The 21,409-nt window shown below is 66.2% G+C and carries 18 protein-coding genes and 6 pseudogenes; 16 read left to right on the top strand and 8 right to left on the bottom strand.

What is annotated here, in order from left to right; genetic code table 11:
• The first annotated feature begins 154 nt into the window (after positions 1-154).
• The gene (locus tag ACX28W_RS33345; protein WP_459003738.1) at positions 155-622 is read left to right on the top strand and encodes an RrF2 family transcriptional regulator; all 468 of its coding nucleotides are present in this window, start codon (positions 155-157) and stop codon (positions 620-622) included.
• 46 nt (positions 623-668) lie between these two features.
• Here ACX28W_RS33345 and ACX28W_RS33340 read toward each other — a convergent pair.
• Positions 669-806: pseudogene (locus ACX28W_RS33340) on the bottom strand (alpha/beta fold hydrolase); the annotation flags it as partial.
• 360 nt (positions 807-1,166) lie between these two features.
• Between ACX28W_RS33340 and ACX28W_RS33335 the strand changes: the two are divergent.
• The 4 genes and pseudogenes from ACX28W_RS33335 to ACX28W_RS33320 all read left to right on the top strand — a co-directional run.
• Positions 1,167-1,904 carry an SDR family oxidoreductase gene (locus ACX28W_RS33335; protein ID WP_459003737.1) on the top strand — a complete coding sequence of 246 codons (738 nt, stop codon included), beginning with the start codon at positions 1,167-1,169 and terminating at the stop codon, positions 1,902-1,904.
• A gap of 784 nt (positions 1,905-2,688) precedes the next feature.
• A complete protein-coding gene (locus ACX28W_RS33330; protein ID WP_459003736.1) occupies positions 2,689-3,621 on the top strand; it encodes an RNA polymerase sigma-70 factor in 933 nt (310 codons plus the stop codon).
• 498 nt (positions 3,622-4,119) lie between these two features.
• Positions 4,120-4,593 carry a carboxymuconolactone decarboxylase family protein gene (locus ACX28W_RS33325; RefSeq protein WP_459003735.1) on the top strand — a complete coding sequence of 158 codons (474 nt, stop codon included), beginning with the start codon at positions 4,120-4,122 and terminating at the stop codon, positions 4,591-4,593.
• A gap of 517 nt (positions 4,594-5,110) precedes the next feature.
• A pseudogene (locus ACX28W_RS33320) lies at positions 5,111-5,206 on the top strand (cupin domain-containing protein); the annotation flags it as partial.
• 49 nt (positions 5,207-5,255) lie between these two features.
• Here ACX28W_RS33320 and ACX28W_RS33315 read toward each other — a convergent pair.
• The 3 genes from ACX28W_RS33315 to ACX28W_RS33305 all read right to left on the bottom strand — a co-directional run bounded on the left by ACX28W_RS33315 (position 5,256) and on the right by ACX28W_RS33305 (position 6,915).
• A complete protein-coding gene (locus tag ACX28W_RS33315) occupies positions 5,256-5,465 on the bottom strand; it encodes a hypothetical protein (RefSeq protein ID WP_459003781.1) in 210 nt (69 codons plus the stop codon).
• Positions 5,466-5,878: 413 nt separating this feature from the next.
• Positions 5,879-6,472 (bottom strand): DUF5134 domain-containing protein, encoded by a 594-nt coding sequence (locus ACX28W_RS33310; RefSeq protein WP_459003734.1) that lies wholly within the window; start codon positions 6,470-6,472, stop codon positions 5,879-5,881.
• Between the two features lie 77 nt (positions 6,473-6,549).
• Positions 6,550-6,915 (bottom strand): cupin domain-containing protein, encoded by a 366-nt coding sequence (locus ACX28W_RS33305; RefSeq protein WP_362088723.1) that lies wholly within the window; start codon positions 6,913-6,915, stop codon positions 6,550-6,552.
• 474 nt (positions 6,916-7,389) lie between these two features.
• Here ACX28W_RS33305 and ACX28W_RS33300 point away from each other — a divergent pair, with 474 nt between their 5' ends.
• The 4 genes and pseudogenes from ACX28W_RS33300 to ACX28W_RS33285 form a co-directional block, all read left to right on the top strand.
• Positions 7,390-8,130 carry an SDR family oxidoreductase gene (locus ACX28W_RS33300; protein ID WP_459003733.1) on the top strand — a complete coding sequence of 247 codons (741 nt, stop codon included), beginning with the start codon at positions 7,390-7,392 and terminating at the stop codon, positions 8,128-8,130.
• A gap of 142 nt (positions 8,131-8,272) precedes the next feature.
• Positions 8,273-10,960 carry a pyruvate dehydrogenase (acetyl-transferring), homodimeric type gene (gene aceE, locus ACX28W_RS33295; RefSeq protein WP_459003732.1) on the top strand — a complete coding sequence of 896 codons (2,688 nt, stop codon included), beginning with the start codon at positions 8,273-8,275 and terminating at the stop codon, positions 10,958-10,960.
• Between the two features lie 109 nt (positions 10,961-11,069).
• Positions 11,070-11,172, top strand: a pseudogene (locus ACX28W_RS33290) (biotin/lipoyl-containing protein); the annotation flags it as partial.
• Positions 11,173-11,314: 142 nt separating this feature from the next.
• A pseudogene (locus ACX28W_RS33285) lies at positions 11,315-11,728 on the top strand (carboxylesterase/lipase family protein); the annotation flags it as partial.
• Here the strand turns inward: ACX28W_RS33285 and ACX28W_RS33280 are convergent.
• A complete protein-coding gene (locus tag ACX28W_RS33280) occupies positions 11,652-11,858 on the bottom strand; it encodes a hypothetical protein (RefSeq protein ID WP_459003780.1) in 207 nt (68 codons plus the stop codon). The pseudogene ACX28W_RS33285 and the gene ACX28W_RS33280 sit on opposite strands and share 77 nt — an antisense overlap.
• 255 nt (positions 11,859-12,113) lie before the next feature.
• On the opposite strand from ACX28W_RS33280, the gene ACX28W_RS33275 reads away from it, so the two are divergent.
• Positions 12,114-12,611 (top strand): Ohr family peroxiredoxin, encoded by a 498-nt coding sequence (locus ACX28W_RS33275; RefSeq protein WP_459003731.1) that lies wholly within the window; start codon positions 12,114-12,116, stop codon positions 12,609-12,611.
• Positions 12,612-13,361: 750 nt separating this feature from the next.
• On the opposite strand, the pseudogene ACX28W_RS33270 reads toward ACX28W_RS33275, so the two are convergent.
• A pseudogene (locus ACX28W_RS33270) lies at positions 13,362-13,613 on the bottom strand (IS200/IS605 family accessory protein TnpB-related protein); the annotation flags it as partial.
• 98 nt (positions 13,614-13,711) lie between these two features.
• Between ACX28W_RS33270 and ACX28W_RS33265 the strand changes: the two are divergent.
• Positions 13,712-14,311, top strand: coding sequence for a DinB family protein (locus ACX28W_RS33265; protein WP_459003730.1), 600 nt, complete (start codon positions 13,712-13,714; stop codon positions 14,309-14,311).
• A 76-nt stretch (positions 14,312-14,387) separates the two neighbouring features.
• On the opposite strand, the gene ACX28W_RS33260 is transcribed toward ACX28W_RS33265, so the two are convergent.
• Positions 14,388-14,789, bottom strand: coding sequence for a hypothetical protein (locus tag ACX28W_RS33260; protein WP_459003729.1), 402 nt, complete (start codon positions 14,787-14,789; stop codon positions 14,388-14,390).
• A 304-nt stretch (positions 14,790-15,093) separates the two neighbouring features.
• Between ACX28W_RS33260 and ACX28W_RS33255 the strand changes: the two genes are divergently transcribed.
• Positions 15,094-15,537, top strand: a complete 444-nt coding sequence (locus ACX28W_RS33255) for an SbtR family transcriptional regulator (RefSeq protein WP_459003728.1) — start codon at positions 15,094-15,096, stop codon at positions 15,535-15,537.
• Between the two features lie 289 nt (positions 15,538-15,826).
• A complete protein-coding gene (locus tag ACX28W_RS33250) occupies positions 15,827-16,249 on the top strand; it encodes an OsmC family protein (RefSeq protein ID WP_459003727.1) in 423 nt (140 codons plus the stop codon).
• A 159-nt stretch (positions 16,250-16,408) separates the two neighbouring features.
• On the opposite strand, the pseudogene ACX28W_RS33245 reads toward ACX28W_RS33250, so the two are convergent.
• Positions 16,409-16,612, bottom strand: a pseudogene (locus ACX28W_RS33245) (indolepyruvate ferredoxin oxidoreductase subunit alpha); the annotation flags it as partial.
• A gap of 211 nt (positions 16,613-16,823) precedes the next feature.
• On the opposite strand from ACX28W_RS33245, the gene ACX28W_RS33240 reads away from it, so the two are divergent.
• The 3 genes from ACX28W_RS33240 to ACX28W_RS33230 all read left to right on the top strand — a co-directional run bounded on the left by ACX28W_RS33240 (position 16,824) and on the right by ACX28W_RS33230 (position 20,991).
• Positions 16,824-18,059, top strand: coding sequence for an NAD(P)/FAD-dependent oxidoreductase (locus tag ACX28W_RS33240; protein WP_459003726.1), 1,236 nt, complete (start codon positions 16,824-16,826; stop codon positions 18,057-18,059).
• 196 nt (positions 18,060-18,255) lie between these two features.
• Positions 18,256-19,956, top strand: coding sequence for an L-aspartate oxidase (locus tag ACX28W_RS33235; RefSeq protein WP_459003775.1), 1,701 nt, complete (start codon positions 18,256-18,258; stop codon positions 19,954-19,956).
• Between the two features lie 288 nt (positions 19,957-20,244).
• A complete protein-coding gene (locus tag ACX28W_RS33230; protein WP_459003725.1) occupies positions 20,245-20,991 on the top strand; it encodes an SDR family oxidoreductase in 747 nt (248 codons plus the stop codon).
• The last annotated feature ends 418 nt before the right edge of the window (positions 20,992-21,409 follow it).

The raw sequence follows: 21,409 nt of genomic DNA, 5'->3' as shown, positions 1-21,409 counted from the left end.
GCGGGGCCTGCACCGCATATTCTGGACGTTACATATCCTGGATATTGGATGTCAAGATCTCTTTGCGGCGCTTCCGCACTTCCCCTCCAGCCGGACGAGGGCCGCAGGCCAGGGGGCTACCACGCTTCGATCCTGGACATGTAATGTCCGTAATATGCGAATGGCTAAAGGTGTCGAGTGGGCTCTGCACACGCTGCTGAACCTGGACATGAATGGCGGCAACCCGGTAGGCAGCGCCCGGCTTGCCGAGGCTCACGGCCTCTCTGCCTCCTACCTGAACAAGCAGCTGCAGCAGCTCGCCCGAGCCGAGCTCGTGGTCTCCGTGCCCGGGCCGCGCGGAGGTTTCCGTCTGGCCAAGCCCCTTGAGGCCATCACCCTCCTGGATGTGGTGGAGGCCATCGAGGGGGGCACCCAGCTCTTTCACTGCACAGAGATCCGCTGCTGCGGCAAGATCGGCGAGCTGTCGCCGCCGCCGACAGGCACATGTGCTGTCAACGCGGCCATGCGCCGGGCGGAACAGGCCTGGCACCAGGCGCTGGCCGCCCAGAGTCTCGCCGATATCAGGGCGGAGTTGGACCGCGTCCCGATGGTGCGGCAGGTAGTGCGCTCTGCGCTGAACTGAGCACGCACAACGATGCGGCAACCGCTGTCGGGACGCGCCTGGGGCAGCTCTTGAAGCCGGGCGGCAGCGCTGCGCCGAAGCCGGGCAGGTCCCAGGCCTCCACGTCACTGCGGGTCAGGTGCCGGCGAACGCCGTCCCATAAACGATGGGTGTCAGGGACACCGTGGATCAAGATTGCTGGCACGATCGGATCCTTCACGGTAAAGGAGAGTCCAGCGACACATCAGCGTCGCAGCGGTCGGCGTCCGGTCCGACGCCGGTAATGCTGCGGCACAGATATGCAACCGTGTATCGAGGCGCGCACAACGAACATACCGTGTGAGGAAACACCTTGTCACACGAGGTCATGGACATCCCGGCGTCAGACCGCCGCTTCCGGCGGAACGGGCCGCCGTGGTCTCCTCGGTGTGCTGCCACAGCACACCCGTCCGCCCCCTGCAGCCGTCGTTCGGGAGACAGAGCCGTGTGCAATCTTGCGGTGCGCGTGCTTCAGTGGGTTGGTGAGCCGTGACACGGATGAGCTTCCCCGGCGGAAGGGCGCGTCATGAAATTCGTAGTGCTCGGTGGCACCGGGCTGATCGGATCACAGGTCGTGAGGAAGCTGAATGCGGGCGGGCACGAAGCGGTACCCCACTCGCAGTCGACGGGCGTGAACGTCATCACCGGCGAGGGCCTGGAGAAGGCGGTTGCCGGCGCCGACGTCATCGTCAACCTGACGAATTCCCCGACCTTCGACGAGGCCTCGCCTGCCTTCTTCCGGCAGTCGATGGAAAACCTGCTGGACGCCGGCCAGAAAGCCGCAGTGCGCCACTTGGTCGTGCTCTCCATCGTCGGCGTGGACCAGGTGCCCGAGCTGGACTACTACCGGGCCAAGGCCCTCCAGGAGAAGATTCTGGCAGCCGGACCGATCCCGTACTCCATCGTCCGCGCCACACAGTTCATGGAGTTCGTCGACGCGATCCTGTCCTGGACGGCCGACGGCGACACCGTCCGTCTGCCCGCCACCCCGATCCAGCCCATCGCCGCCCAGGACGTCGCCGACGCGGTCGCCGAAGTCGCCGCGGGCGCCCCGCTGCAAGGGATCCGCAACATCGCCGGACCCGAGGTCTTCCTCCTCGACGAACTCGGCAGAATCACTCTCGCGGCCCGTTCCGACGGCCGCACCGTCACCACGGACGACACCGCCGGCATGTTCGCCGCCGTTCGCGGAGACGTCCTCACGGGCAAGGACGATGCCCGGCTCGCCCCCACCCGCTACGCCGACTGGCTGGCGTCCCGGTAGAGAGGTCAGCCGGCCCGCCGGTGAGGGCATGGGGGGTGCGGTCGCAGGTGTGGACGGTGCGCCAACGGCCGAGTGCTGCAAGCGCTCATGACATCCCCACGCTTTGGCGAGTGGATGAACTCCAGCAGTGGATGGAGGAGTTGACGGACAGCTCGCCACAGAGGAGCGACTGCCGAGGCTGCAGATCACGCGGGAGACGGTGGATGAGGTCCTGGCCGGGGCCGGCCGGGATGCGACGTCGGCAGCCGAGGGGGAAGGCGAGGCGGACGAGGGGAATGCGGCCGGAGTGTCTGCGTCCGGCGCCGGTTCGGTGACGACCCCCGGCAGACGGCTGCCGCGATCGATGCCCAGGCCGCCAAGGACCCCAATGTCCACCTGATCTACGGCATGCGGGAGTTCATTGCCCACCGGGGCCGTCTACCAGCTGCCGTCCTACGCGCCCGAACTCAACCGGTCGAGGGCATCTGGTCGCAGCGACCTGCTCTCCTACGCTGGCGCGACAGAAGACTGGCCAACGTGACCGGGCGAGCATGCCAATAATGTGCCCCAGGGTTCCCCACAATTAGGACGCGTCTGATCCATGAGGTGATGCGATTGCAGCAGTCGTGGCTTTGAGTGAGCGCCGTCGTCCGTGAAAGGCAATACGGCCGGACATGGAAGTCGCTGACATATGGAAAGGGGACAGTCACTAAGCGTGTATCCCTGAGCGGTAGCCGATCTTTTATCTCCCGGTTCAGCGGATGTGGAGTCACGCCGGTAGAATCGCCAGATCGGAGGCTGCAGTATGGATATCGAACCGCTCCCCCCAACCAACACTCTCGATCAGGCTGTTTCCGTCTTCGAGCCTCTTCGGCCGCGGCTTTTCGGCGTTGCGTACCGGGTGCTGGGCAGTGTGGTCGAGGCGGAAGACGTGGTGCAGGAGGTCTGGTTGCGTTGGCAACGCACCGATCGGTCGGTGGTGGTTAACCCGTCGGCCTTTCTGACGAGTACCACAACCCGCCTCGCCGTCAATGTCGCCCACTCTGCACGGGCGCGCCGGGAGACATATGTAGGGCCGTGGTTGCCTGAGCCCATCGATACCAGCATGGATCCTGAGGTGGGGGCTGAGCGGGCGGAGGCCGTAGAAATGGCCCTCCTTCTTCTACTGGAGAGGCTCAACCCCACCGAACGGGCGGCGTACGTACTACGGGAGGCTTTCGACTACCCGTACGAGCAAATTGCCGCCATCCTCCGGCTCAGCCCTGTCAATGTTCGGAAGATTGTGAGCCGAGCCCGCAAGCATCTGTCGGACGGACATCGGGAAACCGTGAGCACCGCGGAGCACCGACGCTTGCTGGAGAAGTTCGTCGCGGCTGCGCAAAAAGGGGACGTCGCTTCCTTGGAGTCCCTACTCACTCTCGATGTGGTCAGTGTGTCCGATGGCAACGGTATCCGGGGGGCGGCTCGCGTACCCGTTCTGGGCCGGGCACGGGTGGTTCACCTGGCAGCCGCCGGCGCCGCGAAGCATTACTGGAGGGATGCCGAGGTTGGTGCTGTTGAGGTCAACGGGCGCGCAGGCATCATGCTCCACCAGGACGGTAAGCCCTTGATGCTGATGACACTTGCCGCATCGCCCGAGGGCATCCATCAGCTCATGTGGGTATGGACCCCCAGCAAGATCAGCGCATTCCTCGGCTCACGCCATCGCTCCACATCTGCGCTCGCGCCCCCAACATGACGACCAAGTGCTCAGGCCCCCTTCAACCTTCTGCCCCGCACTCGCACCGGTGACATAGGCATCCTCCAATGCCAGGCCGCAGGGGCGCTCGATTTCCGGCACGCCCTGGCGCCTCCCGACGCAGAACCCGAGCGACTGTGCTGCCGGCTCCCTGACATGGCCGCTCGGGCTTGCCGCCACGGACACCGCCTACACCTACGATCAGCGCGACCTGGCCGGCTGACAACCCGCCGACAGTGCCCAGTTACCACCTCAAGATCTCAACGGCTCCGGCCCCACACACGACGGGCTCACCATCGTGCAACCCCCCTCCTACGCCCCGGCCTTGAATCCGGTGGACGCCGTCCGATCGCTCTCCTCCAGCTGATCACCTCGGATCTCCCGCAGTGAGCCGACACCAGGCAAACACGGTCACGCACATCACACTCGGCTTCCTGTCACACCTCGCCGGGCTGTCCGGTCAGTAGTGTGTATCCGCAACATGGCTAGGAGATCACCGTGGAATCGCGTCTCAACTACTTCGGTCACCCCCTCGCGGGAAAGGTGCTGAAGCACATCAACTCGGCTAGCAAGGTGGTTTCGGACTCAACGCTGCCGGCCGTGATCCAAGAGCTGGTGAAGATTCGCGCAAGCCAGATCAACGGCTGCGGTTTCTGCACCGACATGCACACCAAGGATGCCGCGCTCGCCGGGGAGACCGTGCAGCGCCTCAACCTGGTCGCGGCCTGGCGGGAGGCCAAGGTGTTCACCGAGGCCGAGCGGGCCGCCCTGGAGCTGGCGGAACAGGGCACCCGCATCGCCGACGCAGCCGGTGGTGTCACCGATGAGGCCTGGACGAACGCGGCCAAGCACTTCGACGAGGACCAGCTGGTCGCCCTGATTTCTCTCATCGCCGTCATCAACGCCTACAACCGCATCAACGTCATCAACCAGCAGCCCGCCGGCGACTACCAGCCCGGCCAGTTCGGCTGACCGGCACCTGCCCCGGCCGGCCGGTCGGCCACGTACGGTCCGTCTCCACGCCGCCCCGACCTACGGCGGGAGACGGACTACCGGCGTCAACCGGTCCCGCTCAACCATGGCTTCGCCGCCTCGCAGCCCAGGATCACCATGGGTCGGCTCGGACAGGCCGTACACCCGCCCGCCATCTCTGATCAATCTGCGCATGCCGCGGCCCAGTTACCGGGGCACACTCGGCCATCGCCGTCTCCCCGTCATCACCGGGCTCCTCACCGCGGGCCAGCCGCCCGGGCTCCTGTCCACAACCGCACCACATCCCGCACCCGTGCGCGGTGTCCGGGGCGGCTGGGCGAGGGGGCGATCTGCTGCGCAGGCAGCCGAGGAGGCGTCACACCCGCTGGGGGTGCTCGGTCTGTCCTGTGAGGGGCGTGGTCGCAGACTCGCTGAGAGAGGCCTGGCGGTTTGCGGGCACTGCAGTGGTCCGCGCATGCCCCGTCAGCCGTCGGTGCGCATCCGACGTAGGAAAGGGTCGGAGTCCTTCTTCATCCTCAACGGCACCGTTCGTCTTTTCGACGGCGCACAGTGGATCGACGGGCAGCAGGGCGACTTCCTGCATGTACCGCAGGACTGCTGCCCCGCAACGACGATCGCCCGGTCCCCGCTGGGCGTCGGCATCACTGCACCCGGGTCACCAGCAGGCTCCCCCGTGCGCTCCCCATGTTGCGCAAGGTGATATCGAACAGGAACTCTCCTACACCGGGACGCAGGACAGCCGACTGCCCGGGTGCGAGCGCTTGTTCTCTGCTCTGTTCACGGATGCCCTGCCTGGCCCCCTTGATGACCGTCACCAGCACGACAGAGCGCCCGGTGTTGCGCACCGTCACGGCTGTCGTCGGCAGGCACCGATGGCCGCTGGTGTCCGTGGTCCGGCAGACATGGCGCAGGTCCCCGAATCCGTTGGTTCCGCAGGAAAGCTCCATCCCCTGTGCGAGTGTGGAGCGGCAGTCTCGGCCCACGGCTATGCGGCCGCCTGTGTCCTGACCGCCGGCCTGGTCGCAGGCGGCCGCGCCCCCTGCTGCTGCCAGAGCCAGCAGGGTCAGCCATCCCCGTGCCAGGGACCGCAGGCGACGGGACGCCTGAGACCTGGGCCGGCGGGCGGCGGGGCTGTCGTTCACACGTGTCCTTGAGATGCTCAGTCGTGGGATGTGCTGATCCCCGTTGGTTTCGAGGCCGCGCCGGCGGGGCCCGGTCGTACGCCGGGCAGGAACACCCACGAGCTGCGGTCTTGGGGGCACAGTCATTGATGCATGAGGAGCGTCACGACCGTTCCAAGGTGCATTGCACCCTCCCAGAAGTGGCCGTAGAGCTCTTTGATGGCAGGGGTATGCGGGTTGCCCGTGTCCCGTCGCAGCCCCGGCATGTCGCGCGTGAGCGACCGGAGGGCGCAGACAAGCAGATACAGCACCAGTATCCCCGTGCCTGCGTCGTGGGTTCCTGGGTCCCCCATCGAGTGACCGGCATGGACCGCCAGAGCCTCGTGTCCCGAACCTGCCGTCGGGCGTGCCATCCAGGCCATCGCGGCCATGCCGGCCGCGGACGGCCAACTCCGTGCCACCGCGGGCAGTCTTGCCCCGCGACGCCGGCTGAGCGCGGACAGGGGGAACCACAGTGCTGCGGCCGCGAAGAAGACTGCTTGCGCCCTCGCAGGCATCGGAGCGCCCCAGCTCCACGGCATGGCGGACATGGCCACTGCCATGGTGGTGTGCAGGAGACCGTCGATCCGCACGCGCCACCCGGAGCTCCGTGGCAGTACGCGGTGTCGCAGCTCGTGGATGGCTGCGGCCGCGAACAGCGCTGTCAGCATGGAGCACACGACATCAGTAGCGCTCATGCTTCTCGCGCCCTCCCACGGAGTGGGTCTACTTCGGTCGGAGCCGACCTGCCCTGAACAGGAAGCCGCTGGTCAGTTCACGGGCGCGGAGCACGCAGATGGGCCCGCTGTGCCAGTTCCTCCTCGTCGACCAGGGTGAGCATCGGCTGACCCGGCGCACACAGCATGGCCACGACGAACCGGCACGGCGCGTCCGTTCGGGCGTTGCCGTCCTGGTAATGGATCACGTCACCGCCCGGCTCCCAGAACGTCTCACCGGCCTTGACCACGCGTTCCGGCTCCCCCTCCAGCTCGAAGCGCACCTCGCCCTCGATCACGTAGCCGAACGCCGGCCCCGAGTGGCGGTGCGGAGGAGTGCCGGGGTCACCAGGCTGCCACTCGACCAGGATGGTCATCGCCGAGGCACCCTCGGGGACGGTGAGCGGATCGGTGTCCTGCAGCATCTTCGCTGCGGTCTTCCACGCCTCGGAACGAGGATTCTCGTTGGTCTCTCCCGCTGAGTTCTTGCTTGACACTGTGTTGCACCTCCGAGTTGTTGCCCTGCATGAGGCCAGATGACTGTGTGCCGTCAGATGGTGAGATTTGGTGTACCAACATCCCTCGCCTGACGGTAACAGCGTCCGTGCAGTTTCAGGCGGCTCACACGGCTGCCTCAAAGTGATGACCGAGTAAGTCCTGCTTCTGTGACAGGTGTCGCTGCTCCAGAGCTCCGCTCGAAGCGGATGCCGGGTCCCGGCCTGCACGGGTTTACCTCCGCGCAGCAACGAAGGCCGCAGCGTTCAGTGGATGCACTGTGACACTCCTCAACTCAGTGTCACAACAACGGTGCGAGTTCTGTCGTATGTAGTGCACATGGCTGATTTCGCCGTCACCAGGACGCAAGCGGGGCGCTGCCCCCGCGACGGGAAGGGACCCAGATGAGAGTCGTTGTCGCAGGGGCCACCGGGCTGATCGGCTCCAGAACAGTTGCCAGGCTCCGTGATCACGGCGTGGAGGTCGTGCCCGTTTCACGCCGCCATGGTGTTGACGTCATCACGGGCAACGGTCTCGACGAGGCTTTGCGTGGCGCTGAGGTGGTGGTGGACGTCACCGATGCGCCCGCGCGCACCGAGGAAGCGGGTGTGCGGTTCTTCCGTACCGCTACGGCCAACCTCCTGGCCTCGGCGGCCTCGGCAGGCGTCGAGCATCACGTGGTCCTGTCGATGGTGGGAGCCGAGCGGCTGCGGTCGGGTTACTTCGGCGCGAAGCTGCTGCAGGAGGACCATGTACGGGCCTCTCCGATGCCTCACTCGATCGTGCGTGCTGCGGTGTCCTTCGAATCCCTCGAGGCCATGGCTCTCTCTGACACGCACCCGGACGAGGTCCGCGTCGCTCCTGTTCTGATACGTCCCGTGGCGACAGACGATGTCGCTGCCGCGGTCGCACACGTCGCTGTGGGATTGCCGCTGTTCGGGACGCTCGAGGTGGCCGGTCCCGAGGAGTACCGCCTTGACGACCTCGCGGCGAAGCTTCTGGCTGCCCGGGGGGACACGCGGGACGTCGTCACCGATGCGCGCGCCGGGCTCTTCGCCGCCGAACTGAAGGAACCCACGCTTCTGCCCGACCCGCACGCCCACATCGGTCACACGACCTTCAGCGAGTGGCTCGCACAGCGCTGACGCACGCGGATGGTGCGGCGACTTCCCCACGCATATCTCTTCTCGCATACCTCTTCTCGACGGCCGCCAGAAGCATGTTCGTTCCGGCAACGCCGTCCGTCTCTCCCCCTCCCCCACCCCACGCGTTGACAGGAAAGCTGCAATGAGTGATCCGACTCGGCCCACAGAGTCCTCCGCGACGAGTGAGCTGGACCAGCTACCCGACCGTGACACCGAGGAAACGAAGGAATGGCAGGCGTCACTCGACGCTGTCCTCAGGCATGCCGGGCCCGAGCGTGCCGTGTACTTGCTGCGGCGCGTGCACGAGTACGCAGCCAGGTCCGGAGTAGCCCTCCCGGGGCTCCTCTCCTCGGACTACATCAACACGGTCCCGGCCTCGTCCCAGCCGGCCTTCCCGGGCGACCTCGCCATGGAGTCCCGTATCACCGCGCTGAACAGGTGGAATGCGGCCGCGATGGTGACCCGCGGTTCCCGCCTGGGTCTCGGCGGCCATATCTCGACCTACGCTTCGGCGGCATGGCTCTATGAGATCGGGTTCCATCACTTCTTCAGAGGCAAGGACGGAGACGGTTCCGGGGACCAGCTGTACCTGCAGGGGCATGCCTCGCCCGGCATCTACGCGCGGGTGTTCCTGGAGGGCCGGCTGAGCGAGCACCAGCTGGACGGTTTCCGGCGCGAGGCCGACGGTCACGGTCTGCCGTCCTACCCGCACCCCCGGCGCCTGCCGTGGCTGTGGGAGTTTCCGACCGTCTCCATGGGGCTCGGCCCCCTTGCCGCCGTATACCAGGCCAGATTCAACCGCTATCTGCACAACAGGGGCATCAAGGATACTTCCGGGTCGCACGTATGGGCCTTCCTGGGAGACGGGGAAGTGGACGAGCCCGAGTCGACGGCTGCGCTGGAACTTGCCGCTCGTGAGGGTCTCGACAACCTCACCTTTGTCATCAACTGCAACCTGCAGCGGTTGGACGGTCCGGTGCGGTCGAATTCCAAGATCGTGCAGGAGCTCGAGGCCCGGTTCCGCGGCGCGGGCTGGCATGTGGTGAAGACTCTGTGGGGCGAGGCCTGGGACCCCGTGCTGCTGCAGGACACCGACGGCTCCCTCGTCCGCCGCCTCGGCGAGGTACCCGACGCACAGCTCCAGACGTACGCCGTGCGGGACGCCGCCTACATACGGAAGCACTTCTTCACCGGCGATGCGTTGTCCGGCATGGCTGCGGGGCTGAGTGACGCGCAGCTCACCGATCTGTTCGAGAACTCCCGGGGCGGGCACGAACCCCTCAAGGTCTACGCCGCCTACAGGGCCGCGGTTGAGCACAGGGGGAAGCCGACCGTCGTCCTCGCCCAGACGGTGAAGGGACACACGCTGGGGTCGGACTTCGAGTCCCGCAACGCCAACCATCAGATGAAGAAGCTGACCATGGCCCAGTTCCGGCGGATGCGCGACGCGCTGGAACTGCCTATTCCGGACAGCGCGCTGAGCGGGGACCTGGTGCCGTACTGGCACCCCGGTGAGGATTCCGAAGAGGTGCAGTACCTGCGTGACCGGCGTTCTGCTCTGGCAGGCCCCGTCCCGGTGCGGAGGGTTGTGGCCAAGCCGTTGAAGCAGCCGCCGTCCGGCCCCTTCGAAGCCCTCCAGAAGGGCTTCGGAAAACAAGAGGTGGCCACCACCATGGCGCTGGTCCGGCTGGTCAAGGACCTGATGCGTGTCGAGGAGACGGGGCGGCGCTGGGTGCCGATCGTCCCCGATGAAGCACGTACATTCGGGATGGAATCCCTGTTCCCGACGGCCGGGATCTACTCGCCGGGGGGTCAGAACTACGAGCCGGTCGATGCCGATCAGCTACTGCACTACAGGGAGGCCAAGGACGGCCAGCTCATTGACGAAGGCATCACCGAAGCCGGGTCGTTGGCCGAGTTCACCGCTGCGGCGACGTCGTACGCCACACATGGCGAACCCATGATCCCCTTCTACATCTTCTATGCCATGTTCGGGTTCCAGCGCACGGGCGACCAGTTCTGGGCCCTGGCAGACCAAATGGGCCGCGGGTTCGTCGTCGGGGGGACGGTCGGCCGTACGACGATGACCGGCGAGGGACTGCAGCACGCCGACGGGCATTCCCATCTGCTGGCATCCACGAATCCGGCCGCTGTGAGCTACGACCCGGCCTTCGCGTATGAGATCGCGGTGATCGTCAGGGATGGGCTGCGGCGGATGTACGGCGACCAGCCAGAAGACATCTTCTACTACCTGACGGTCTACAACGAGCCCAAGCAGCAGCCGGCCATGCCCACCGGGCCGTCCGTCGAAGAAGGGATCCTGCGGGGCATATACCGGTTCCGGCAGGCAGAGACCCGCGACACAGGACCGCGGATCCAGTTGCTGGCCTCCGGCACGGCCATCCACTGGGCGCTGGAGGCCCAGGAGCTCCTCATGTCCCAGTGGGGAGTCCACGCTGACGTCTGGTCAGTGACGTCCTGGACGGAGCTGCGCCGCGATGCGTTGAACGCCGACAGGGCGCAGCTGCGGGGTGAGGAGCGCATCCCGTACGTGACCGAGGCGCTGTCGGGCACACGAGGGCCCGTACTGGCGGTCAGCGACTGGATGCGGCAGGTTCCCGATCAGATCAGCCAGTGGGTCGAGCAGGACTACTCGTCGCTGGGAACGGACGGCTTCGGGCTGTCGGACACCCGTGATGCCGTGCGCCGTTACTTCCGAGTGGACGCCGAGTCGATTGTTGTCGCCGCCCTGGACCAGTTGGCGAGGGCCGGCGCGGTCGACCCGGACACGGTTGTCCAAGCGCGCGACCGCTACGGCTGGCAGGGGTGAGCATCTTGTCGATGGCACGGTGCGCCGGAAGTGAACCTGCGCACTGCAGGGCGTGCAAAGACCAAGGGTGCCCCCGCGCCCTGTCGATTCGTGAGGAGCAACCGACGTCATGACGGCTTCCGTAAGCCTGCCGGCTTGGCGAGAGCGTCACTGAAGGCACGGTCACCCGCTGGCTGAAGCAGGTCGGCGATACGGTCGAGGCCGACGAGCCACAGGAGTGGCGTTTGCAGCCCCGCCGGCGCGGAGCGCCGTCGCTGAACCCGAGGCCACCCCTGCCCCGCCTGCCGTGGTTGCGCAGACGCCTGGGGAGGGGTGGGCCGGAGGTGTCGTCGCTGCGTGGCCAGACCGCAGATGACCGACTGGCTGTTCCGCATGCCGTCGCTCCACCTCGCCGAGGCCCAGACGGCTGCCGGCGGCCGCGCGCATGTCTACGAGCTGGCCTGGCCGGCCCCGGGCAGGGGCGGCGCCCTCGGCGCCTGCCACGGCCTCGACGTACCCGTCGTCTTCGGCAGCCTGGACCGCGGCCGGCCTGCGATGCTGATCGGTGAAACACCCTCCCCGGAGGCAGAGGCCCTGTCCACCCGGATGCGCGCCGCATGGGCTTCGTTCGCCGCCCACGGCGACCCCGGTTGGCCCGCGTACGACACCGATCAACGCCTCGTTCAGCGCTTCGACACCCGGCCGGCCGGGACTACTGGTTCTGTTCGAGTGAGGACTCGAGGAATGCCTCAGCGGCGTTGGCGGAGGGGATCGCGGCGCGTTGGCTGATGCCGAAGACGGCGGCCAGGTGGAGGGCGTCGGGCCCGTGGGTGAGTGCCTCTTCGAGCTGTCGGTCCATCCGGGTCCGGTTGAGCGTGACGCCGGTCTCGCGGATGACGAGGGCTGAGGCACGGGGCAAGCGGGCCGCATGTCGGCGGCTGTCACAAGAGGGATGACTTGTCGGTCAACTAGTCGTCCCGAACCCGGGGCACCCACGAGATGAAGGGGCATAAAGTATGGCATTTTGCCTAGTTTGTTCGGTGGGCTCTGCCCATAGTCGGCCGTCTCGCATCACGTGTCGGCGTGAGATGCCGACGCCGACGGACACCGGCCTGCCCGCATCAATGCCGGCACCGCGCCCAGCCGTGTACTGCAACATTGACGGAGTCATGCGGTGACCGAGCAGATCCGATTGCCCAATCTGTCCACCGACAAGGACTTCGACGGAGGGTCCTTCGCCCCCATCTACACCACGACGGTGACAGTGAGCGGTGGGATGGCGAGTCACGGGCGGGCCTCGGGGACAGCACGCTCGGCCGACGGAGCCCTGGATCTCAACCTGCGCATGCCTGCCGAACTGGGAGGAGACGGTCAGGGAACGAATCCTGAGCAGCTGTTCGCCGCCGGCTTCGCCGCCTGCTTCCACGGAGCACTGAGCCTGGTGGCACGACAGGCTGCGCTCGACCCCGCCGCGATCTCCGTGGACGCGACCGTGGCGTTCGGGCGCGATCCGGGAGACGGCGGCTACTTGTTGCATGTCGACCTGGTGGTCAAGTGGCCGGACGTCGATCTTGAGATCGCCGCTCCGCTCCTGGAGAAGGCCGATTCGCTGTGCCCTTACGCGAGGATGGCCTGGCAGGGAACGCCGACGACCATCACGCTGGCTTCCTGAGTCGGCACATCTGCGATCGTCCGAGCTGATGAACACGCAGCCCCGTCGGCCAAGGACATCGGCTGTTACCTGCTCATGCGTATGCCGTTTCAGGCTGTTTGCTGTAGCCGTCGTGCGCATGTCTTCTTGCTCGGCGCCAACACCAGCCTCCGCTACACGACCGCCGTCGCTGTCTCAGCCGCCGCGCACGAGTCCACCTGTGGGCTGACGCACGGCGCCCCATGAGAGGCTGGACGGGCATGGGCGGAGCATCGGACGACGAGGCTTCCCGGAGGTTTCTGGCTGGGATCCAGGTCGGTGACCTCTGCGACGGGACCGTAGCAGAGGTCTCTCGAGGGGTGTCGGTGGTCCTGGACAGTCTCGCCGCACGCCCGCTGGGGTTTGTTGCACCGCTGGACCTGCCCTGGCGCCAGGGTCCGGCTGCAGCAGTGGAGGTCAGCCAGCGGATCACCGCTGAGTGACCGCCATTGACCTGGATCAGGGTCGAGCCTGCCTGTCCAGGGCCGCCACGGAGAACCCAGAGCTCTGGGCCGTTCCGGTCCGCGTGATCAACGAATCCGCAGGACCGGCACGCGAAGGGGGCCTAGGGGGTGTCGTTTGGATCACCCCGGGTCCGCGGCGCCTGGCACGGCACCTCGCCGCGTTGTCGCATCACCCGAGTACGCCCAGTACGCGGGTAATGCTCCGCCTTGCGATGCGCCGCACCAGGCGCCGCGGCCTGATCCGAGGTGATCCAAACGACACCCCCTAGGAGACCCGGTTCGCCTGGTCGATGTGCCCGCATTCGGCGCTGGTGCGCGAGGTGTACGCCGGATTGACGTACACCACCGGCACCCCGGCCTTGCGGGCCTTGTACGCGATGAACTGTCCGAGCTGGTGGAAGGACCAGCTGGAGTGGGTGGCCCGTTGGGGCTTTGCAAGCCGTACCCGCTCGCGGATGCCCGTGAGGTCTTCCAGGGCGATTCCGCGACCGGTGCGTTCTGCCTCGGCCACCACATGCTTCTCTCCGGGAGTCATTTCGAGGCGATGTCGCGAGGCGACTGCCTGAAGCAGCGTCCCGTAGAGCCCGGCTGTCAGTGCTGGGTGGAAGACTGCCCGGCATGATCGAGCCGAATCCGAAAGCGGACCTTCTCCGGTATCTGCAAGACGCGCGTGACGCCCTGTTGTGGAAGCTCGATGGGCTCTCGGAATACGACGTCCGCCGTCCACTGACCCCCACGGGCACGAACCTGTTGGGGCTGGTCAAACATATCGCCAGCGTGGAGCTGGGGTACTTCGGTGACACGTTCGGACGGCCATTCTTCGACGAGGCGCCGCCGCCCTGGTGGTATACGGAGGACGCAGAACCCAACTCGGACATGTGGGCCACTGCAGACGAGTCACGCGAAGAGATCGTCGGGCTGTATCACCAGGCGTGGCAGCACTCCAACGGCACGATCGCGACGCTGGCACTTGACGCGATCGGTCACGTCCCGTGGTGGCCGGAGGAACGACGAGAGGTGACACTGCACCACATCCTGGTACGCGTGATCTCCGATACCCAGCGGCACGCCGGCCACGCCGACATCGTGAGAGAGCTCATCGACGGAACCGTCGGGTACTTGAAGGGCAACGACAACATGCCGCCAGGAGATCAGGCATGGTGGGAGAACCACCGGCGCCGACTGGAGCGCGTGGCGCGGGAAGCCGGCAACGGCTGATCCGCCCTGCTGCCACCGACTTCACCGGCTCTGGGATCGGCCATGTGGCGCGCAGGCGACCTGTGCCCTGCGCCTGCTATCCGACCAGCGACGCAGCCGCCCGGCGGTACTGATCAGCCTGCGCCTCGGCCAGCTCCCGCAAGGCAGACAGACCACCCGTTCTGAGCCGCTCCTCCGCCTCCACCTGGCAGGCCAGCTCAAAGTCGTCGAGCCGCGTGAACGAGTCGATGCGGACCTCCGATGGCCAAGCGGCCGCCGCTTCCAGGGCCCAGTCCAGCCCTTGCGCGGGGACAAGCTGCTGATCCGGCCGGGTGAGGACGAGCGCGACGAACACGATCTTCAGGCCCGCGCTGAAGAACTCCGTGCCTGGCAGCTCGGCTGGGTACCTGTCGCCCAGGGTCCAGTTCGCCGAGAAGGCCGGCCCCAGCACGCCGTCGTCGAGTTCGCCCCCGCCGAGGGAGGCCGTGAGGTGCTCCACCCCGGCCGCTGCCGTGTCCTAGCGGTCGGACAGCCCTGCCCGGGCGGCGAGCACCCGCAGGGCCCCGCCCAGCCGGACGGCCGCGGCGCAGCACAGGGTTGGACTAGCTGCGCGACCATGCGATCAGCCCGTCCTTGATACGGGCGAACATCACCATGTCGAAGGCGAATCGCTTCCCGGTGGCCAGAACGCGGCCGTCGAGGCGGTAGTCGGCGATGACGAGCTGGAGCAGCTGGCCGACGACGTCCGCGCCGCACTGGCGGGCACAGACGCCGGGCCGACGTTCTTCGCCTTCCTCACCCGGATGACCGGAGAAGCCGATGCGAAGCGGGACCTGGCAGAAGCCATCACGGCGGCGGTCAGGCTCATGGGCGCCGAAACCGAGGAACTGTCGGCGCAGTTGCGCGAGCTGTTCGGTGCGCTCCTCACTCGCACCCAGGACGCGGGGGCGGTGCCCAACGACGTGGATGCCGCCGACGTCCAGGCCTTCGTCGTGGCCGCACTGACGGCGGGGCGCCGGCGCGGCACGAATGACCGGCCCCACAGCGTGCGCACGGGGCACCCGCGATGCATGGCCGCAGCACGTTCGACGTCGTCAGGCCCGATGCTGATGACTCGGGATTTGTCGCGCGTGGCTCTCTGTTCCGCAGCCGCGCGCGTGAGACACCATGCGCGTGTTCGGTATGACGGTTTCAGCAGCGTTGTTCGGCGGTCTGTCGGTAGGACCGGGCAGCGCTGCACTGTGTGAAAGTCTCTGACCTTCGACAGTGTCGGCAGGACTCGTTCCCACCGAAGGCGCCTTCTCCCCGAAGCCGGTGGGTCCTATGGCGGTGCCGGCCGGCCGAGCTCCACCCAACCCCGGGCACGTGGAGCCGACGCCTTGCCCGGGGCTTTCCGGGAAATGTGTCACATGAGCGAGAGCCTTCCTGTCTTAGCAGTTGAGGGACGAGTCACTGCATCCCACGTAACTCGCCACCCCGCCCTGGTGATCACCGGCCACACGGCGGTGCACCTCGCCTCGCCCGAGAGGAAGACTGATGAACGCACGCATCGTGTCTGTAAGTGAAGGCCCGCGTCTCGCCCGCTCCATTGCGGTCGGTCCTCATACACTGGCTGCGGACGAACCCCAGCCCATCAGCACCGATACGGGACCCACACCCGGAGAATTGCTCCTGGCCGCGCTCGGGTCGTGTACCTCCATGACCGTCCGGGCCACTGCGGACAGACACGACTGGCCGCTCGACCAAGTCGAGGTGGCTGTGCAGTTCGATCCGCAAGGACAGATCGTCAAGAACATCCGGTTGACCGGCGATCTGCAGCCTGTCCACATAAAGCAACTGCTGGCAGCTGCCGGGCGCTGCCCTGTGCAACGTCTCCTGACCAGAGAGGCCTCAGTCGTCACCGTGCCCACTGTTCTGGCGAGGCCTCGCGAGTCCCACAGCCAGACACTGCCGCAATGACCCCCTGAGACGTCCATGAGAGGGCCCATGAAGACGGCGATGTCCTTCTTGTGCGAACTCTGCGGTGGCAACTGGGCGATCAGGCGGTGATCGCCGTCAAGGACGAACGGCTCGCCCTGCTGCCCCGAGGGCGTCTCGAAGTATCGGAGTTGATCGTTGTGTACTGCGCCCAGTGCTGTGGGACGTCCTCTTCGTGGAAGATGGCCTCGACCGGGCAGACCGGCTCGCAGGCTTGGCAGTCCAAGCACTCGGCGGGATTGATGTAGAGCGTCCGATTTCCCTCATAAATGCAATCCACAGGGCATTCGGTGAGGCAGGCTCTGTCCTTGACGTCGACGCAAGCTGGGCAATGACGTACGCCATTTTCTCCTCTTTCGTCCGACGGAGATGATCAGCGGTCAACCGACTTGCGGCAGGCAGTCTTCCGGCTGAAGGTAGGACCATGAAGATCACGACATTGTGACAGCCCGGCGCGTATCCCGCCTGGGCCGTAGCCGACTTGTCACAGGATGAAGGGCTATGCGGTCTGTTGGGTGACCCCTCCCCACATGACTCGCAGCATGCGACATCTGAGATGAGGAACCCTGTGAATACTTTCGTGATCGTCGGTGGCGGTCTGGCCGCGGGCAAGGCGGCCGAGGCACTGCGGGAGCACGGCCACAGCGGCCCGCTCGTGATCATCGGCGACGAGCGCGAGAAGCCGTACATTCGGCCGCCGCTTTCCAAGGGCTACCTGCTGGGCAAGGAGGAGCGCGATTCGATCTTCGTGCATCCTGATGACTGGTACAGGAAGCACAATGTCGACTTGCTGCTGAACACGCGTGCGCGCGCGGTCGATTGGCGGGCACGGAAGGTGGAACTGGACGATGGGCGTCAGGTTTCCTACACCAAGTTGCTCCTGGCTACCGGCTCGTCTCCACGTCGTCTGACTGTCCCCGGAGCGGACCTGGACAACATTCTGTATCTGCGCCGCGTGGGAGACAGCGAACGGCTCAAGTCCGCCTTCAGCGCGGGGGCGAAGATCGTCGTGATCGGTGCCGGATGGATCGGTCTTGAGACCGCCGCGGCCGCCCGGATGGCCGGCGCCGAGGTGACGGTGCTCGAGCACTCGGAGCTTCCCCTGCTGAAGGTGCTCGGGCGCGAAGCGGCTGAAGTGTTCGCTGCTCTCCATACTGATCACGGCGTCGATCTGTTGCCCAACGTGCAGGTGGAATCCCTCACCGGAACAGACGGCCGGGTAGACGGGGTGCGGCTCGCTGATGGCCGCCACTTGGCCGCGGACGCCGTGGTGGTGGGCATCGGTATCACCCCCAATGTCCAGCTCGCCCAGGAGGCGGGCCTGGACGTGCAGAACGGCATCGTCACCGACGAGCACCTGCAGACTTCAGTGGCCGACATCTACGCTGCAGGCGATGTCGCCAACGCTTATCACCCGCTGCTCGGCCGCCACCTGCGGGTCGAGCACTGGGCCAATGCGCTGCATCAGCCGGAGGTGGCGGCGCTCAGTATGCTCGGCAAGGACGCTGTCTACGACAGACAGCCGTACTTCTACACCGATCAGTACGACCTCGGAATGGAGTACACGGGCTACACGGAACCCGGCGGCTACGACCGCGTCGTCTTCCGCGGTGAGCCGTCCGAACGACGGTTCATCGCGTTCTGGATGGCGGGGAACCGTGTGCTGGCGGGCATGAGTGTCAACGTGTGGGATGTCATGGACCCGATCCGGTCCCTCATCACATCCGGGTCGGACATCGACGACGCGCTTCTCTGCGACCCTGACGTACCCCTGGACCGCATCCTGCCGTGACGCCCGGCGCGGGCGAGAGTGGGCCGGACTGCACATCGCCTCTCGCCCTCGTTGGTGTCAGTGGGGCCCGCCACGGGTTCACGGGCGCGCCAGCAACGGAAGGCTGTCACAGATCCCGGTACGGCCTGGTCGTACTGAGTGACAACCCCGGCGATCGGAGAAGATCGTGGCTATCACCGAACAACGTCTGTCCACCATGGTGCTGGTGATCGGCACCGGAGGTGCTGGACTGCGAGCATCAATCGAACTGGCTGAGGCCGGTATCGACGTCCTCGCAGTCGGCAAGCGCCCCAAGGAGGACACCCATACGGCCCTTGCTGCCGGAGGAATCAACGCGGCACTCGCCACCATGGATCCCGAGGACAGCTGGCAGCAGCACGCAGCCGACACTCTCAAGGAGAGTTATCTGCTCGCCGACCCTCGCACCGCCCAGATCGTCACTGAGGGCGCCGGCCGAGGCATCGGCGACCTGGAACGCTATGGCATGGCCTTCGCCAGGGAAGAGGACGGCCGCATCTCCCAGCGCTTCTTCGGCGCGCACAAGTTCCGGCGGACCGCCTTCGCCGGTGACTACACCGGTCTGGAGATCCAGCGCACGCTCACCAGGCGCGCGGATCAACTCAATATCCCCGTGCTCGACGGCGTCTACATCACTCGGCTCCTGGTGCATGACGGCGCCGTTTTCGGTGCCTACGGCTTCGACCTCACGAACGGAAGGCGCTACCTGATCCACGCCGATGCCGTCATTCTTGCCGCGGGTGGCCATACCCGTATCTGGCGGCGCACGTCCTCGCGGCGCGACGAGAACACGGGTGACTCCTTCCGCCTGGCCGTGGAGGCCGGAGCCCGCCTGCGCGACCCTGAGCTGGTCCAGTTCCACCCTTCCGGGATCATCGAGCCGGAGAACGCGGCCGGCACCCTCGTCAGCGAGGCCGCTCGGGGTGAGGGCGGGATCCTGCGCAACGCGCTCGGGGAACGGTTCATGAACCGCTACGACCCTGAGCGTATGGAGCTGTCCACCCGCGACCGCGTGGCCCTGGCCGCCTACACGGAGATCAAGGAAGGGCGGGGGACCCCCAAGGGTGGCGTGTGGCTCGACGTCTCCCACCTGCCACGGCAGACGATCATGACGCGGCTCCCCCGCGTCTATCAGACTCTTCTGGACCTGCAGATGCTGGACATCACCAGCGAACCGATCGAGATCGCGCCTACCGCGCACTACTCGATGGGCGGGGTGTGGGTGCGTCCCGAGGACCACAGCACTGACGTGCGTGGCCTGTACGCCATCGGTGAGGCGTCGAGCGGGCTGCACGGCGCCAATCGCCTCGGTGGGAACAGTCTCATCGAGCTGCTGGTCTTCGGCCGCATCACGGGCCAGGCGGCCGCCGCCTACTCGCAGTCACTGACCGCGCAGCCGCGGTCGGCGTCCGCAATAGCGGAGGCTCGCGCGGAGATCGACGAACTTCTCGCGGCCGACGGTCCGGAGAACGTACGCGCCCTGCAGCGCGCCATCCGCAACACCATGACCGAGCATGCGGGTGTCGTACGCGACGAAGAGGGCCTGGGCGCCGGACTGGCAGAGCTCAGCGTGATCGAGAAGAGGATGGAGAACGTCGGCATCCATCCCGACATCGCCGGCTACCAGGATCTCGCGCACGCCTTCGACCTCAAGTCCGCCGCTCTGGCAGCCCGGGCCACCCTCGAAGCAGCGCTTGAGCGTCGTGAGACCCGGGGCTGCCACAACCGCAGCGACTATCCGGACATGGATCCCGCTCTGCAGGTCAATCTCGTGTGGTCCCCGACGACTGGGATCACCCGCGAGAGCATTCCGGCCATCCCGGAAGAGATTGCCTCTCTGATGCAGGAGGTCTCGACTGATGGAAAATTCGTCGAATAACCTTGTACGACCCTACGAGGCGCCTAATGACGGCATGCCCGTGCGCTCTCCTTCGAGCACGCCAAGTGACCGCCGACGGAGTCGTGATGCGAGCGAATGAACAGCCGCGCTTCCTCGTGCAACCGGCCTCCGAGGTCCGCATCGGGAAATTTTCTCGATTCCGGCGAACCCCCTGTCACAAGTAGATCCACTGTCTTGTCTCTTCTAGTGCGGACAGAATTTTTCAGTACGGGTGAGCAGCTCATCGCAGGATGCGCGCACCGTGAGAACCTCCGAGAGGAATCCGTTATGAAGGTCGTAGTGATCGGCGGAACCGGGCTCATCGGTTCGAAGCTGGTCGGCAAGCTCAACGAGCACGGTCACGAGGCGGTCGCGGCCTCGCCCAACACCGGGGTCAACACTCTGACGGGCGAGGGTCTGGCCGAGGTCCTCCAGGGCGCGCAGGTCGTGGTCGACGTGTCGAATTCGCCCTCGTGGGCGGACGACGACGTCATGAACTTCTTCCGTACCTCGACCACCAACCTCCTGACGGCGGAGGCGGACGCCGGCGTGACGCACCACGTGGCGCTGTCCGTGGTCGGCACCGACCGCCTCCAGGAGAGCGGTTACTTCCGTGCCAAGCAGGCGCAGGAAGAGCTGATCAAGGCGTCCGAGATCCCGTACTCCATCGTCCACGCCACGCAGTTCTTCGAGTTCATGAAGGGACTCGCGGACATGTCGACCGAGGGCGACACCGTGCGTCTGGCCCCCGTCAAGATCCAGCCCATCTACTCCGACGACGTGGCCGCCGCTGTCGGCCGCACTGCGGTCGGCGCCCCGGTCAACGGCGTGGTGGAGATCGCCGGCCCCGACGTGTTCCAGCTCGATGAGCTCATCCGTAAGGGACTCGCCGCCAAGAACGACCCCCGTACGGTTGTCACGGACCCGCACGCCAAGTACTCCGGTGCCGAGCTGCAGGAGACCACGCTCGTTCCCGGTCCGGACGCGCATCTCGCCGAGACCCGGTTCGCCGACTGGGTCGCGCAGCAGCAGTAAGTCCTGTGGGTGGCCCCTGCCGACAGGCACGGGCCACCACTGCGCTTCGGCCGCAGGTTCACTCCACCCGCATACACAGCCACTGCCTTGGCCTTCCTTGCCAGGACGAGCCGTTTCTTCATCTCTCGTGGGTCCAGGCTCGACGTTCATGACCGGCAGCACTTTGCTCGAAAAGCAGCCCTGAATTCGACTGTACGGCCGCAGTGTGCCGGAATTCGCCATTATCTGAGATCCCCGCACAAAGGAACCGGCTCGCCATGCTCAACCAAAAGGAAACCACTAATTCTCATACGGCCCTCCATGAAGGGATGAGCGGCGTCTACACCATTGAGGCCTTTTCAACCTGACGTTGAGGAGCGGTGAAGGACGAGTACGGCCTTCACGATGTCGGTGATGCGGGTCGTGCTGCAGCGGAGCT

Source organism: Streptomyces sp. SD15, assembly GCF_054462255.1.
Note: the sequence above shows the minus strand (reverse complement) of the source record. Positions and strands in the feature narration are given on the sequence as shown.

What these genes read in the sequence shown, in the direction of transcription:
- ACX28W_RS33345 (WP_459003738.1), top strand. Translation starts at nt 155, where the DNA reads ATGCGAATGGCTAAAGGTGTCGAGTGGGCTCTGCACACGCTGCTGAAC.
- ACX28W_RS33335 (WP_459003737.1), top strand. Translation starts at nt 1,167, where the DNA reads ATGAAATTCGTAGTGCTCGGTGGCACCGGGCTGATCGGATCACAGGTC.
- ACX28W_RS33330 (WP_459003736.1), top strand. Translation starts at nt 2,689, where the DNA reads ATGGATATCGAACCGCTCCCCCCAACCAACACTCTCGATCAGGCTGTT.
- ACX28W_RS33310 (WP_459003734.1), bottom strand. Translation starts at nt 6,472, where the DNA reads ATGAGCGCTACTGATGTCGTGTGCTCCATGCTGACAGCGCTGTTCGCG.
- ACX28W_RS33305 (WP_362088723.1), bottom strand. Translation starts at nt 6,915, where the DNA reads ATGCTGCAGGACACCGATCCGCTCACCGTCCCCGAGGGTGCCTCGGCG.
- ACX28W_RS33300 (WP_459003733.1), top strand. Translation starts at nt 7,390, where the DNA reads ATGAGAGTCGTTGTCGCAGGGGCCACCGGGCTGATCGGCTCCAGAACA.
- aceE (WP_459003732.1), top strand. Translation starts at nt 8,273, where the DNA reads ATGAGTGATCCGACTCGGCCCACAGAGTCCTCCGCGACGAGTGAGCTG.
- ACX28W_RS33265 (WP_459003730.1), top strand. Translation starts at nt 13,712, where the DNA reads ATGATCGAGCCGAATCCGAAAGCGGACCTTCTCCGGTATCTGCAAGAC.
- ACX28W_RS33255 (WP_459003728.1), top strand. Translation starts at nt 15,094, where the DNA reads ATGACCGGAGAAGCCGATGCGAAGCGGGACCTGGCAGAAGCCATCACG.
- ACX28W_RS33250 (WP_459003727.1), top strand. Translation starts at nt 15,827, where the DNA reads ATGAACGCACGCATCGTGTCTGTAAGTGAAGGCCCGCGTCTCGCCCGC.
- ACX28W_RS33240 (WP_459003726.1), top strand. Translation starts at nt 16,824, where the DNA reads ATGAGGAACCCTGTGAATACTTTCGTGATCGTCGGTGGCGGTCTGGCC.
- ACX28W_RS33235 (WP_459003775.1), top strand. Translation starts at nt 18,256, where the DNA reads ATGGTGCTGGTGATCGGCACCGGAGGTGCTGGACTGCGAGCATCAATC.
- ACX28W_RS33230 (WP_459003725.1), top strand. Translation starts at nt 20,245, where the DNA reads ATGAAGGTCGTAGTGATCGGCGGAACCGGGCTCATCGGTTCGAAGCTG.